The organism is Mycobacterium sp. TH-M103, assembly GCF_057473785.1.
Map to the genome: position 1 here is coordinate 1 of NZ_JBYCLG010000338.1, position 13,645 is coordinate 13,645.

14 protein-coding genes and 1 pseudogene are annotated in these 13,645 nt (G+C 69.3%); 9 read left to right on the forward strand and 6 right to left on the reverse strand.

Annotated elements, in window-relative coordinates; all coding sequences use genetic code 11:
* Window positions 1-572: enoyl-CoA hydratase-related protein (locus AC2VOR_RS18735; RefSeq protein ID WP_486964291.1), on the reverse strand; the 572-nt coding region annotated here is incomplete at its 3' end.
* A gap of 309 nt (window positions 573-881) precedes the next feature.
* On the opposite strand from AC2VOR_RS18735, the gene AC2VOR_RS18740 reads away from it, so the two are divergent.
* Both AC2VOR_RS18740 and mbp1 read left to right on the forward strand, forming a co-directional pair.
* Window positions 882-1,145 (forward strand): hypothetical protein, encoded by a 264-nt coding sequence (locus AC2VOR_RS18740; protein ID WP_369737730.1) that lies wholly within the window; start codon window positions 882-884, stop codon window positions 1,143-1,145.
* A 144-nt stretch (window positions 1,146-1,289) separates the two neighbouring features.
* Window positions 1,290-1,538 (forward strand): microaggregate-binding protein 1, encoded by a 249-nt coding sequence (gene mbp1 / locus AC2VOR_RS18745; RefSeq protein WP_369737728.1) that lies wholly within the window; start codon window positions 1,290-1,292, stop codon window positions 1,536-1,538.
* A gap of 51 nt (window positions 1,539-1,589) precedes the next feature.
* On the opposite strand, the gene AC2VOR_RS18750 is transcribed toward mbp1, so the two are convergent.
* Both AC2VOR_RS18750 and AC2VOR_RS18755 read right to left on the reverse strand, forming a co-directional pair.
* Window positions 1,590-2,597 carry a dihydrodipicolinate synthase family protein gene (locus tag AC2VOR_RS18750; RefSeq protein WP_369737727.1) on the reverse strand — a complete coding sequence of 336 codons (1,008 nt, stop codon included), beginning with the start codon at window positions 2,595-2,597 and terminating at the stop codon, window positions 1,590-1,592.
* A gap of 34 nt (window positions 2,598-2,631) precedes the next feature.
* Window positions 2,632-3,429 carry an SDR family NAD(P)-dependent oxidoreductase gene (locus tag AC2VOR_RS18755; RefSeq protein ID WP_369737725.1) on the reverse strand — a complete coding sequence of 266 codons (798 nt, stop codon included), beginning with the start codon at window positions 3,427-3,429 and terminating at the stop codon, window positions 2,632-2,634.
* 233 nt (window positions 3,430-3,662) lie between these two features.
* Here AC2VOR_RS18755 and AC2VOR_RS18760 point away from each other — a divergent pair, with 233 nt between their 5' ends.
* Window positions 3,663-4,454: a TetR/AcrR family transcriptional regulator gene (locus AC2VOR_RS18760; protein ID WP_369737724.1), complete on the forward strand. Its 792-nt coding sequence runs from the start codon at window positions 3,663-3,665 to the stop codon at window positions 4,452-4,454.
* Window positions 4,455-4,479: 25 nt separating this feature from the next.
* Here the strand turns inward: AC2VOR_RS18760 and AC2VOR_RS18765 are convergent, their stop codons facing one another.
* Both AC2VOR_RS18765 and AC2VOR_RS18770 read right to left on the reverse strand, forming a co-directional pair.
* Window positions 4,480-5,355, reverse strand: coding sequence for an enoyl-CoA hydratase/isomerase family protein (locus tag AC2VOR_RS18765; RefSeq protein WP_369737722.1), 876 nt, complete (start codon window positions 5,353-5,355; stop codon window positions 4,480-4,482).
* A complete protein-coding gene (locus tag AC2VOR_RS18770) occupies window positions 5,352-6,011 on the reverse strand; it encodes a hotdog family protein (protein WP_369737720.1) in 660 nt (219 codons plus the stop codon). Before AC2VOR_RS18770 ends, AC2VOR_RS18765 begins: the two co-directional genes overlap by 4 nt.
* A gap of 141 nt (window positions 6,012-6,152) precedes the next feature.
* Between AC2VOR_RS18770 and AC2VOR_RS18775 the strand changes: the two genes are divergently transcribed.
* The 6 genes from AC2VOR_RS18775 to AC2VOR_RS18800 are packed head-to-tail and all read left to right on the forward strand — an operon-like array spanning window position 6,153 to window position 13,181.
* Window positions 6,153-6,968 (forward strand): enoyl-CoA hydratase/isomerase family protein, encoded by an 816-nt coding sequence (locus AC2VOR_RS18775; protein WP_369737719.1) that lies wholly within the window; start codon window positions 6,153-6,155, stop codon window positions 6,966-6,968.
* A 21-nt stretch (window positions 6,969-6,989) separates the two neighbouring features.
* Window positions 6,990-7,802 (forward strand): enoyl-CoA hydratase/isomerase family protein, encoded by an 813-nt coding sequence (locus tag AC2VOR_RS18780; protein WP_369737718.1) that lies wholly within the window; start codon window positions 6,990-6,992, stop codon window positions 7,800-7,802.
* The gene (locus AC2VOR_RS18785; protein WP_369737716.1) at window positions 7,793-8,596 is read left to right on the forward strand and encodes an enoyl-CoA hydratase/isomerase family protein; all 804 of its coding nucleotides are present in this window, start codon (window positions 7,793-7,795) and stop codon (window positions 8,594-8,596) included. Before AC2VOR_RS18780 ends, AC2VOR_RS18785 begins: the two co-directional genes overlap by 10 nt.
* Window positions 8,596-10,071: a class I adenylate-forming enzyme family protein gene (locus AC2VOR_RS18790; protein WP_369737713.1), complete on the forward strand. Its 1,476-nt coding sequence runs from the start codon at window positions 8,596-8,598 to the stop codon at window positions 10,069-10,071. Before AC2VOR_RS18785 ends, AC2VOR_RS18790 begins: the two co-directional genes overlap by 1 nt.
* Window positions 10,061-11,644 (forward strand): class I adenylate-forming enzyme family protein, encoded by a 1,584-nt coding sequence (locus tag AC2VOR_RS18795; protein ID WP_369741499.1) that lies wholly within the window; start codon window positions 10,061-10,063, stop codon window positions 11,642-11,644. The genes AC2VOR_RS18790 and AC2VOR_RS18795 overlap by 11 nt, the downstream gene beginning before the upstream one ends.
* A complete protein-coding gene (locus tag AC2VOR_RS18800; protein ID WP_486964292.1) occupies window positions 11,637-13,181 on the forward strand; it encodes a class I adenylate-forming enzyme family protein in 1,545 nt (514 codons plus the stop codon). Before AC2VOR_RS18795 ends, AC2VOR_RS18800 begins: the two co-directional genes overlap by 8 nt.
* On the opposite strand, the pseudogene AC2VOR_RS18805 reads toward AC2VOR_RS18800, so the two are convergent.
* Window positions 13,157-13,514: pseudogene (locus tag AC2VOR_RS18805) on the reverse strand (Rv1352/Rv1906c domain-containing protein). The gene AC2VOR_RS18800 and the pseudogene AC2VOR_RS18805 sit on opposite strands and share 25 nt — an antisense overlap.
* Window positions 13,515-13,645: the final 131 nt, after the last annotated feature.

Genomic DNA, 13,645 nt, shown 5'->3' on the forward strand with positions numbered 1-13,645 from the left:
CCCAGCTCGACGGCCTCCTCGGCGAGGAAGGTGCGGCCGCTCAACAACAGGTCGAGGGCGGCCCCCCAACCCGTCAGGCGGGGCAGGATCCAGGAGATCCCGAACTCGGCGATCAGGCCGCGGCGGGAGAACACCGCGCCGAACTTGGCCCCGGCAGCCGCGAACCGGACATCGCACATCAGCGCCTGGGTCAGTCCGATGCCGACGCAGGCACCGTTGACGGCGGCGATGACGGGCTTGCGCAGCGTGGTCAGGAAGTGCGGCGGGCGTTCGCCGACCAACTCGGACAGGTTCGTCTGACCCGCCTTCTCCAGCGTCTCGCCGTAGGTGGGGGCCGCACTCGGGGCGCCCAGGTAGGCGCCGGCGCAGAATCCCCGGCCGCGACCGGTCAGGACGATCGCCCGCACCGCCGGGTCCTGTTCGGCGCGGTCGATGGCCGCATAGAAGCCCGCGGCGATGTCGGGCCCCCAGGCGTTGAGGCGCTCCGGGCGGTTGAACGTGAGGACCGCGACGCCGGCGTGCGTCGTCTCGTAGAGCACCGCGTCCTCGGAGGCACCGCCACTGCCGGACATCTCCCGCGGCACCTCCTCACACTGCCGGACCCAGGCTGCTTTGTACGCATACTGTATACCTATCGGTAGCGCATTCCACAACCGCGGTCCGGCCGGTACAAAACGCGGGCGAACAGCCAATTTCCGCTCACCGAGGCGCCACTCGGGCCGGTCACGACGGCCGGCTGCACGGAGACGCGACGGGCGGCTGGCGGCGCGCCCCGCGCACCGGGCGATCCCTTTTGCCGCTGCGCGTTTCAGGACGCGCCGCACCGGGGTACCGCATGCAAACCCCGGGCCGTAATTCGTCCGGACCGAAGGAGATGACCCATGACCGCGAAAGCGAAGGCGCTGGTACACCGCCTGCGCCAGATCCGGAAGACGGCGCTGCGTGCCGAACTGGCCGTGACCGCCGCCCAGGTTCTGTTCTGGACGGCGCTGATCGCCGTGCCGGCGGGTGCGCTGTTGCTGGCACGACGCCGCACCCGCAACGAGCCGGCACCCTGGAGCCCGCCGCCGGCCTCCGTGCACCACGCGCCGCAACAGTCGAGCACCGCCGAGGACAGCAGCGATCATTCCAATTCTCAAGGCTGAGAACATGTTTGACCGGCACGCCGCACACCCGCCGAGGAGCCGGCTACCCCCCGTGTGGCGAGCGACACAGGGCGGAGACGTTTGCCCCGCCAACCAGATCGGGAACCCGCACCCAAGGTGTCGATGAGCAGGAGGGAAGTGCAAATGGCTGACAGCAAGAGCGGCCCGATGGAGGCCATCCAGGGCATTGTGGAAGGCATCTTTGGCAGGGCCAAGGTCATCCTCGGTGCGGTGTTGGGCCGCAACGACATGATCAAAGAGGGCCACGCCCAGCTGGACAAGGCTGAGGCGCAGCGCGACGCGGCCAAGAAAGAGGCCAAAGCCGAGAAGGCCCGCGGCGAGGCCAAGATGTACGAGGAGCGCGAGAAGGCCGAACAGCGCGCCAAGCAGTAGCCGTTGAACGGCGAAAGGCCCGGTCACCAGGTGGCCGGGCCTTTCGCCACGCTAGGCCGCGACCAGCCCCAGACGTCGATAGGCGCTTTCGATCTGGGCCTTGGCTTCCGGCGGCAGCCACGCCTGCGGCGGCCGGGAATGGGGAAAGTCGCCGATCGGCAGGCCCAGCAGCGACGCGGCGTACTTGAACGCGCCACCCCAGTGCGTGAAGTAATCGGCGCGTCCCGGGTAGCAGGTCCACCAGGACCCGAGGTCGAGATCGAACTGGTCGAGACCCGACTCGCGCCCGTAGTCCATCGCCTCGAGCAGCTTGTCGCTCTGCACCAGATCCCAATACTCGGAGAACAAGCGCTGCTGCGGCGTCTCGAACAGGTAACCCGCCGTTCCCAGTTGCGCCGGGCAGACGATCCCGTCCCGCAGCCAGCCGGCCCGGTATACCGTCTTGTCGCATTCCCAGAGCACCAGTCCCGGCGCCAGTTGGTGCAGCAACCTGCTGCCGCCCGGCCGGAAGGCGCCCTCCTTGGTCGCGCACACGGCGGGCACCTCGTCATAGATGCGCGCGCTTTCGGCCGGCGTCAGGACATAGCCCGACGAGGGCGAATTGAACATGCCCAGGGCGATGTCGGTGCGTGCGGCGACATAGGCGAAGAACCGCAGCACGCCGTCCCCGCCGTGCGCCTCCATCATCGGCGTCTGGATGTAGGCGATGTCGGCGCCCGCCTGCTGGGCGTGCAGCGTCAGATCCACGCAGTCCTTCGCGCTGGTGGCCGCCGTACAGGCCTGGACGACGACGTCGGGGTTGATGCCGCGCGCCTCCTCGATCGCCACCTCCAGCAGGCGCTTGCGCTCGTCGAGGGTCAACGACCAGAACTCGGCGATTCCGCTGGTGCACCACAACATCGGGTGCCCCAGGTCGCCGACGCAGTAGCGCACCAGCGTGCGGTAGGCCTCCCAGTCGATGTCGTCGCCGTCTGGGCCGCAGAACGGCGTGTACAGCGAGTCGCCGATACCCCGCAACGCGCCGCGCGCCCACACCCGCGCCTCACTTGCTGTCGCCATGATCCGCTCCTGTTGTCGTACAAGCAAATTCGCTTCAAGTAAAGTCCGAGCCGCCGTCGACGTTGATGTTGGCCCCGGTCATGTAGGAGTTGCGCCGCGACGCGAGGAAGGCGACGACCGGACCGATCTCCTCCGGCAGGCCGGCCCGGGGCATGTGTGCCGGATGCCCGAAGTGCTCGGCGATCGCGTCCATCAGCCGGTAGGGGTCGTCGCCGTCGACGCCGACCGACTTCGCCCACCCGACCAGAGCCTCCGAGGCGATGCTGCCCGGCGAGACGACGTTGACCAGGATCTCCTCTTTGGCCAGCAGCAGCGACAGATTCTTGGAGACGCTCGTCAGCATCGACTTGGCGGCCGTGTAGGCGGGCAGCATGACGCTTTGGCGCTGCGTCGAGTGCGCGGAGAAGTTGACGATCCGCGCCCATTGCGCCGCGCGCAGCAACGGCAGCGCCGCCCGCACACAGCGCACCATCCCCATCACCCCGTCTTCGACGGATTGGCGCCACTGTTCGTCGGTCAGGTCTTCGAAAGTGCCCGCCGCGCCCGGCCCGACGGTGTTGACGAGCACGTTGAGTTCGCTATTCCACAGCCGACCGAGTTCGGCGAACGCCGCGTCCACCGCTGCCGCGTCACCGATGTCGACCACCAGTCCGAGGGCCCGGGGGCTGCCGCAGCCGGTGAGATCGGTCACCGCGCTGTCGACGGCCGCGCGGGTGCGCCCGATCACCGCGACGCGCGCGCCTTCCTCGGCCAGGCATCGGGCCGCCGCCAGACCCATGCCGCGACTACCGCCGACCACCACCGCCGCGGCACCGGCCAACCCTAGGTCCATGGGACAATCCGTGAATCGCCCGGTGGCGTGCGCCCGGTCATCTTCGTCCGCCCAGCCGTGATCACCAAAAGCCTTTTACCAAAAAGCCTACGATAGGTATTACAGTAGCAGATGAAAAACCGCAGGAAAGGCTGTCGCCACGATGCGCAGACCACCCACCGGTAAGGTTGACGGTCGGAACCGAACGGCCGAGACGCCAATGCACAAGCGAGATCTGATGGAGGTGCCCCGTAGTGGCAAAGCAGGCCACCGCCGATAAGCGTCGACGACGTGAGCGCGGGTCCATCAACCCCGACGACATCATCAGTGGCGCATTCGAACTCGCGGAACAGGTTTCGATAGACAACTTGAGCATGCCGCTGCTCGGCAAGCACCTCGGTGTCGGCGTCACGAGCATCTACTGGTACTTCCGCAAGAAAGACGATCTGCTCAACGCGATGACCGACCGCGCCCTGAGCAAGTACGTGTTCGCCACCCCGTACGTCGAAGCCAGCGACTGGCGCGAGACCCTGCGCAACCACGCGCGCCTGATGCGTAAGACGTTCATGGGCAACCCAATCCTGTGCGACCTGATTCTGATCCGGGCCGCGTTGAGCCCGAAAGCCGCCCGCCTGGGCGCCCAGGAGGTGGAGCGGGCGATCGCCAACCTGGTGGAGGCAGGCCTTTCGCCCCAGGATGCGTTCGACACCTACTCCGCGGTCTCGGTCCACGTCCGCGGATCGGTGGTGCTGCACCGGCTGTACGAGAAGAACCAGTCGGCGGACAACGGCGCGCGTGCGATCGAGGATGCCGTGGCCATAGACCCGACGACGACACCCCTGATCGCCCAGGTGAGCGGCCAGGGTCACCGCATCGGGGCCCCCGACGAGGCGAATTTCGAGTACGGCCTCAACTGCATCCTCGAGCATGCCGGCCGGCTGATCGAGGAGGGCGCCGGGTCCGCGAAGTCGGCGGCGTCCCGGCAACGCCGAGCCACCAAGTCACCGGCCCAGCGGGGACGGACCAAGGCATCCCCGCCGCGCTAGCGACGCGAGTTTCCGGGTTGCGTTGTCACGCTTCCGGTTCGGGCACGTGGAAGTGTTCGTCACGCAACCGGAACGCCTCCTTGGTACCGTGCTCGGCCCGGGTCTTGACGAAGTTGAACTCCCCCGGCCCGAACTGCAGGTTGGTGCCGAAGGCGTGGAACAGGTAACTCGCGACCTCCTCGCCCTGGTACGCCTGGGTCTGCTCGACGAGGCGGAACGCCTCCTTGGCGATGACGACCCCGTCGGCGGGCATCCTGGCCGCCTTCTCGGCCCAATAGCGCGCCCGCGCCGTGACGGCGCCGGGAGCGCATGTGTCGGTGAAGATTCCGAGGTGTTCGAGCTCGCCGGCCGTGACGATGTCGCCGGTCAGCAACAGGCGCCGGGCCAGCACCGGCCCCAGCCGGTGGAAGAACATGTGCAGGCTGCCGAGCGCCGGCCCGAGGAAGCGCGTCGCCGGCATGCCGATCCGGGTGTCGCGGGCGATGACGGAGATGTCGGTCATCAGCGCCATCTCGAATCCGCCGCCGAGGGCGTAGCCCGCGATCTCCCCCACCGTCACTTTCGGGAAGCCCAGGAGATTGTGGTAGAAGCCGAATGTCTTGCGGTCCACGGTGAGCCGGCGGCGTTGGCTGGGCCGTCGCCTGGGCGAGTCACCGCCGTACCAGCCGTACGCGTTGTTCATGTCGGCCCCCGCGGAGAAGACCCCGCCGGCCCCGCGCAGCAGCACCACGGTGAGGTCGTCGTCCTCGGCTACGCGGTCCAGGCAGCGTTCCACGGCGTCCCGCATCGCGGCGTCGTAGGAGTTGCGGCGCCCGGGATCGTTGAGGGTGATCGTCGCGATGCGCCGGTCGGGCTCCACGTCGAAAAGCACCCGCTCGTCCGAAGTCCCCGCGGAGGTCATGTGGCCAGCTCCTTCCGCCGTCTGGCGAACCCGGAGGCGGCCAGCTTCTCCGGTGGCGACGCCAGCGTGCTCACCTCACCCGTGCAGAGCACCTCGTCGCCGGCCAGCAGCCGCGCCGTCGAGACGATGCCCCACTCCGCCGCCGACCGGGAGATCTCGAAGCGCAACTCGGCCAGCACCGGCGTCGGCCGCCGAAACCTCACGCCCAGCGACCGGGTCTTCCCGGAAAGGCCCGTCGCACAGTTGTGGTGCTGGATCACGCAGTCGAAGAACACCGCCAGGAAGCCACCGTGCACCAGGCCCGGCGGGCCTTCGTAGACCAGCGGGAAGGACACCCGGCCGTCGGCCCGCGCGGCGTCGAGGCGGTCGAAGCGATACTCGGGGAAGCACGGGTTGTAGGCGCCGATGTCACCGGCGTGGTTGAGATAGACCCGCCCGCGATCGTCGTCGCCGGCCATCCTGGGGGTCGGGTCCGCCGGCGCCGCGGCGGCCAGCGCGCCCTCCCAGCCGGCGAACTTCTCCAGCATGTCGTCCACCGCCGGGTGCGGATGCTCGAGACTGAGCAGCAGCGCGGTGAGGCGGCGCATCGCACCGGCGGCGGCCACGGTCTGGGCGAGCGGCGCCTCGCCGAACCTGCCGTCACCGAGCGCCGCCATGGTGTCCTCTTTCGGCCTCTTTCGCAGGGTTCCGCCCCGCTGGTTCCGTCAACAGCGTTTCCTTGCTAACTTATACAGCGTAGCAATCGTATTGCCTACTGTATGGGTAACCGTATCGCCGAGAAAGGCCGGGTTCCGACGGTGAGTCACGAGGCTGACGCGGTCGGCGCCGGGGGCTCGGTGACAGCTTGCCGCGACGACGCGATGTTGCGCATCGTCCTTAATCGCCCTGATCGGCGTAACTCGTTGACCCCCAAGATGATCGAGACGCTCGTCGATACGCTGACCTCCGCCGCCGCCGACGACTCGCTCCGAGCGGTGCTGATCACGGCGGCCGGACGCGACTTCTGCGCCGGCGCCGATTGGCTGGCCGCCAACGACCGCGAGCGTCCCCGCACCGGCGATCTGGTGCGCCGCATCCCCCATGGGGCCCACCGCGTGATCGAACTCGTCGCCGGCATCCACCTGCCGGTCGTCTGCGCCGTGCGCGGATGGGCGGTGGGGTTCGGCTGCAACCTGGCGCTGGCCGCCGACTTCACCGTGGCCGCCGCCGACGCCGTCTTCTGGGAGCCGTTCGTGGAGCGCGGTTTCAGTCCGGACTCCGGTTCCACCTGGCTGCTGCCCCGCCTGGCCGGCGTGGCGCGGGCCAGGCGGATGCTGCTGCTCGGGGAGAAGGTGGGGGCGACCGATGCCGCCGAGTGGGGCATGATCCACCAGGCCGTCGAACCGCCGGTACTCGACGACGCATGTGAAAAGCTGCTGGAGCGGCTGGCCGGCGGGCCGACGGTGGCGATCGGGCTGGCCAAGCAGGCCCTGGCGTTCGGCCAGGGCGCCGGCCTGGCCGAGTCCCTGACGCAAGAGCTTTTCAGCCTGGAACTGGCCTGCCGGACAGGCGATTTCAAAGAAGGCCTGGAAGCCTTCCGGCAACGGCGCGCACCGCGGTTCCGTGGCCGATGACCTCCATGAAGGGAAACACGGATGCCCTCTGACTCCTTCGACACCATCAGCTACGCCGTCGACGGGCACACCGCCACGATCACGCTGAACCGCCCGGCCGCCCTCAACGCGCTCAGCCCGCACATGATCACCGAACTGCGCGCCGCCTACCACGAGGCCGAGAACGACGACAACGTGTGGCTGACCATAGTCACGGGCACGGGTCGCGCGTTCTGCACGGGGGCCGACGTCACGGCCATTCCCGAGGACGGCAAGGTGATCTACGAGCGTCCCTACCTGTCGACCTACGACCAGTGGGAGGCGCCACAGGAGGGCACGCCCCCGTTTCGCACGGCGGCCAAGCCGGTGCTGGCGGCGGTCAACGGGTTGTGCTGTGGCGCAGGCATGGACTGGGTCACCACCTCCGACATCGTGATCGCCTCGGAGCAGGCGACGTTCTTCGACCCGCATGTGAGCATCGGCCTGGTGGCCGGGCGCGAGATGGTACGGGTCTCGCGGGTGCTGCCCCGCTCCATCGCGCTGCGCATGGCGTTGATGGGCAAACACGAGCGCATGAGCGCACAGCGCGCCTACGAACTCGGATTGATCAGCGAGGTCGTCGAGCACGACCGCCTCCTGCAGCGGGCCCACGAGATCGCCGGCATCGTCAACTCCAATGCGCCGCTGGCGGTCCGGGGCACCCGGCTGGCCATCCTGAAGGGACTCGACGTGCCGCTGCACGAAGCCGAGATCATGGCCGAGACGTTCCGCGAGCGGGTGCTGCGCACCGAGGACGCGGCCGAGGGCCCCAGGGCCTTCGTCGAGAAGCGCACGCCCGATTGGCAATGCCGATGAACTTCGAGACCATCCTTCTCGACGTCGACGCCACCGACCACGTCGCCACCATCACGCTGAACCGGCCCGAGCGGCTCAACGCCTTCGACCGCACCATGTGCACGGAGATGGCCGAGGCGTGGCGCACCCTCAAGCTCGACGACTCGGTGCATGCCGTGGTGCTGCGGGCGGCGGGATCGCGGGCGTTCAGCGCCGGCCTGGACGTCAAGACGCCGTACGGCCAACCCGAAAATGTCTGGACCCACGAGGATCCCGGCGAATTCCTCAGCCCCAAGTGGCAGAAGGTGTGGAAGCCGGTGGTGTGCGCGGTGCAGGGCATGTGCACCGCGGGGGCCTTCTACTTCGTCAACGAATCCGACGTCGTGATCTGCTCGGACGACGCCACGTTCTTCGACTCGCACGTCTCGGCCGGCCTGGTCTGTGCGCTCGAGCCCATCGGCCTGATGCGACGCGTCGGCCTGGGCGAGACCCTGCGCATGGCCTTGATGGGCAACGACGAACGCGTCGGCGCCGGCACCGCGCTGCGGATCGGGTTGGTGTCGGAGGTCGTCCCGGCCGAGCGGCTGTGGGCCCGCGCCCACGAGATCGCCGCGGCGATCGCCGCAAAGCCGCCGTCGGCCACCCAGGGCACGGTGAAGGCGATCTGGGAATCGTTGGACAAGCCCTACCGCGCCGCCCTGGAACAGGGCCTCGTCTACACCCGGCTGGGCAACCCGTTGGGGACGGCCGAACTGGCCGCGCAACGGGCGGCCGCCGGTGCGAAGCCGGGCCGCGGAGAACCGAGAATCCGCTGATGCCGCCCCACCCGCTCAGCCGGCGCATCGCCGACGTCCTGGCGCTGCAACCAGGCTCGCGGGCCATCGAGTATGACGGGCAATGGCTTTCGTGGGGAGGGCTGGGAGCCATGGCGGGGCGCGTCGGTGCTGGGGCTGCCAGGCGCGGGGGCGAGGTCGGGATGTTGCTGCGCAACCGTCCCGGCCACGTGGCGGCGCTGCTGGGCGTGTTGCTGGGCGGCGGGACCGTCGTCGTCATCAACCCGACCCGCGGCGACGACCGCACCAAGGCCGACATCGCCGCGCTCGGGCTGCCGCTGATCGTAGGCGAGGGCGCGGATCTCGGCGCGCTGGTCCCCCCGGGCACCCCGGCGCTGCCGATCCCGGTGCTCGCGAACGGCCCCGCCGGGTCGCCGCCGGGCGGCGCCGGGCCCGTCCCGCGCAACGGGGTGGCGGTGCGGATGCTGACCAGCGGCACGACCGGCCCCCCCAAACGGATCGACCTGAGCTATGACATGCTGGCGCGCAGCGTGCTGGGACCCGATCCCGACCGCGCGCCGGCCCCCACCGGCGTGCGGCGCGGCGTCGCGATCGTCAATTCGCCGCTGGTGCACATCGGCGGCGTGTTCCGGGTATTGCAATGCGTGGCCGAGGCGAGACCCTTCGTGCTGCTCGAACGGTTCGAGCTCAACGCATGGGCCGCCGCGGTGCGCGCCCACCGGCCCCGCGCGGTGTCGCTGGTCCCGGCCGCGCTGCGCACGGTGCTGCATTCGGGCCTGCCCCGGGCCGACCTGGCAAGCATCCGGGCCGTCACCTGCGGCACCGCCCCCCTGTCGGCCGACGACGCCGACGCCTTCACCGAGAAATACGGAATTCCGGTCCTGACCTCCTATGCGGCAACGGAATTCGGCGGCGGGGTGGCCGGCTGGACGCTCGTCGACCACGAAAGGCACTGGCGCGACAAGCGCGGCAGTGTCGGGCGGGCCAACCCGGGCACGCAGCTGCGGGTGGTCGCCGAGAACGGCACGCCGGTGCCGCCCGGCGCGGTCGGCCTGCTGGAAGTCAAGCCCGGGCAGCTGGGGCCCTCCGCCCGCTGGATGCGGACCACGGACCTGGCGCGCATCGACGCCGACGGCTTCCTGTGGATCCTCGGGCGCGCCGACCAGGCGATCATCCGGGGCGGGTTCAAGGTGATGCCCGACGACGTGCGCACCGCACTGGAGGGCCACCCCGCGGTGGCCGGTGCCGCCGTGGTCGGGCGAGCCGACGCCCGCCTCGGGGAGACGCCGGTCGCCATGGTCGAGCTGCGCGCACCCGCGGCCGCCGACGCCACTGCGCTGGCCGAATACCTGCGGAACCGCTTGGCGCCATACGAGATTCCGACGGAGATCGCCATTGTCGACACGATACCGCGAACGCCGTCGGGCAAAGCCGACCTCGCCGCCATCCGGCGCTTCTTCAGCGTCGAGGCCGCCCAGAGTGCCCATGCCCGGTGACTCCGACACGGTCGCCGAGGTTTTGCGACACCAGGCCCGCTCGCGCGAACACCACCCGCTTCTCGTCTGCGACGGTGACCGCATCAGCTACGGTGAGGCCGATCGCCGCTCGGCGGAACTCGCCCGCGGGCTGATCACCCTCGGGGCCGGCAAGGGCACTCACGTGGGCCTGCTCTACCCCAACGGCCCCGAGTTCGTGGTCGGGATGCTGGCGGCGGCGCGGATCGGCGCCGTGGTGATCCCGATCTCCACGTTCGTCACCGCGCGGGAGATGCGCGAGCAGCTGGTCGACAGCGACGTGCAGATTCTGCTGAGCGCGAAGCGGTTTCGATCAATTGACTACGCGCAACGGATCGCCGAAGCGGTATCGGATTCCGAGTTCGACCCTACCCGGCCGCTGTTCGCGACCGCCACACCCCAACTACGCCGGATCGCGATCGGGCACGACGCGGTCCGCCGGCTCGCCGGAACCGTCGGCCCCGCGCTGCTGACGGCTTTGGAGGACGACGTCGAGGGCTGCGACCCGCTGGCCATCGTGTACACCTCGGGGTCCTCCAGCGCCCCCAAGGGCGTCGTGCACACCCACTTCGCGCTGCTTGGACATCAGCGCAACCTCAACGCGATCCGCGGCTTGACGGCCGAGGAGAGGCTGTTCTGCAACTCCCCGTTCTTCTGGATCGGCGGGTTGGCCTTCGGCCTGCTGGCCACCATGGTCGCCGGAGCGACGCTGGTGTGCTCCAACGCCGTCGATGCGGGTGCGACGCTGGACCTGCTCGAGGCCGAAAAGCCGACGATCACCAACGGATTCGTGGCCGGGATCGCCCATCTGGCCGCGCATCAGAGCTTCGGTCGGCGCGACCTGTCGTCGCTGCGACGCGGCAACCTGTACCCGATCATGGCGCCCGAGGTGCGACCGGCCGACCCGGAGCTGCGGCACAACATGCTCGGGATGACCGAGGCCGGCGGCGTCATGCTGATCAGCGGCGAGGAATCCGACCAACCCGAGGCGCGGCGCGGTTCGTTCGGCAAGCCCGCCCCCGAATTCGAGACCCTGATCGTCGACCCCGACACCGGCGTACCGGCCGGCGACGGTGCGGTCGGCGACGGTGCGGTCGGCGAACTGTGCATTCGCGGACCGTATGTCATGCAGCGCTACTACAAGCGCAGTCGCGAGGAGTGCTTCGACGCCGACGGGTGGTTCCACACCGGTGATCTCGTGCGCCGTGATGCCGACGGCTTCTTCTATTTCTGCGGCCGGCTCGGAGCCATGATCAAAACCGCGGGCGCGAACGTATCACCGGTCGAGGTGGAGAGGGCCATCGCCAGGGTCAGCGGCATGGCGGCCCACGTTGTGGGCATCGCCGATGCCGGCCGCGGGCAGGCGGTGGCCGCGGTCATCGTCCGACGCGACGGGGCCGCCTTCAACGAGGCGGAGCTGCGTGAGGCGCTGCGGGACGAGTTGTCCGCGTACAAGATCCCCAGGCGGTTCCTTGCCGTGTCGCACGCCGATATCCCCATGTTGTCCAGCGGCAAAGTCGACCTGCTGCGACTGCGGGAGTTGTTCGATGCCTGACACCATTGACCACCTGGTGCGGCTGCAGGCCGCCCGGCACGGCCCCAAGCCGATGGTGATCGACCCGCAATCCCGCCTCAGCTACCGCGAACTCGATTCGACCACAATCGCTCTCGCCGCATCCTTCGTCGAAGCCGGTGTCGGCAAGGGCACCCGGGTCGGGCTGATCATGCCCAACGGCGTGCGCTGGGTAAAGATGGCCATCGCGCTGACCCGCATCGGCGCGGTGCTGGTGCCGTTGAGCACACTGCTGGCGCCGGCCGAACTGGTGGCGCAGCTGCGCGCCGCATCGGTGCAGTTCCTGGTCAGCGTCGAGGAATTCCGCGGACACCGTTACCTGGACGAACTCGGACCGGTACCGCGACCCGAACTCCCCGCGCTACGGGGCGTCTGGCCGGCGGCCCGGCTGGACGACGCCGCCACCGAGCGTGCCCGCCGGATCGTCGGCGCGATGACGGAGACGGTCGTCCCGGCCGATCCGCTGGCCATCGTGTTCACCTCGGGCAGCAGCGGAACACCCAAGGGGGTGATGCATTCGCACGGCAGCGCATTGGGCGCCGTCCGGGCGGGGCTGACGGCCCGCTGTATCACCGCCGACACCCGCCTGTATCTGCCGATGCCGTTCTTCTGGGTAGGCGGCTTCGGCAGTGGAATGCTGTCGACGCTGCTGGCCGGCGCCACCCTGGTGACCGAGGAGATACCGAGGCCGGAGACCACGCTGCGGCTACTGGAAGACGAACGGGTCACGCTGTTTCGCGGGTGGCCCGACCAGGCCGAGACGCTGGCACGCCACGCCGATGCGGTCGGCGCTGACCTGTCGGCTCTGCGCGCCGGCAGCCTGCAGGCGTTGTTGCCGCCCGAGCGGCGGGCCCGGCCCGGGGCGCGGGCCACGCTGTTCGGCATGACCGAGGCGTTCGGCCCCTACTGCGGCTATCCCGCCGACACCGACATGCCCGCGTCGGCGTGGGGCAGCTGCGGAAAGCCGTTCCCCGGGATGGAGGTACGCGTCGTCGACCCCGACACCGGCGCACCCCTCCCGGCGGGCGCCGTGGGCATGATCCAGATTCGGGGACCGCACACGCTGCGCGGCATCTGCCGGCGCAGCCGCGAAGAGCTGTTCACCGCCGACGGCTTCTACCCCACCGGCGACCTCGGCCACCTGGATGCCGACGGGTTCTTGTTCTACCGCGGCCGATCCGACGACATGTTCAAGGTCAGCGGCGCCACCGTCTACCCCGGCGAGGTCGAACGGGCGCTGCGAACCATCCCCGGTGTCGAGGGCGCGTTCGTCACCAACGTGCCCGGTACGGCGGGCGAACGGGTCGGCGCGGCCGTGGTGTGCGGCGACCGGGCGCTCACCGCCGCGCAGCTATGCGATCTCGCCCGCGCACTGCTGAGCGCCTTCAAGGTGCCGACGGTGTGGCTGCTGCTGGACTCCGACGACGACGTGCCGCGCGGCGGCACCGGCAAGGTCGACATGCGCCGGCTGCGGGAGATGCTGATGGCCGCCGATCAGGAGACGCGCTGCCAGGGTTGACAATTCCGCGACTCGAAGGCCTTGACCGTTGTGTTGATGTTCGCATACATCGGACCGATCGAGGTATTCGTCTGAAGCACATGGTCCTTGGCCGCATCGCGCGTGCTGTAGGTGAACCACGACCACATCGACTCCTGGGTCGGCACATTGTTGATCCAAACCCCGAAGGCCGACGCCGACCGTGTGATAGAGGCCCGGTGCGATGTCGGGCCCCACCAGAAAGACGCCGTCACCCGAGATCTCGTCCCCGGGTTCGCCGGCCGCCGGCGCGGCGAAGGCAATCACCGCCACGGACACGACGCCCACCGCAGATACGCGAAGCGTTGGGGGCATTGGTCTCTCCATCGTGTCGTCCACCCCCGTCGCAGCTTAGTGGTCTTGCCCGTTAATTCGTCGGGGGTCATGCGGCAGGGGTGTGGTGGTCGAGCCGGGTGAGGTGTTGGTGAAGGTCAGCGCTGGTGTAT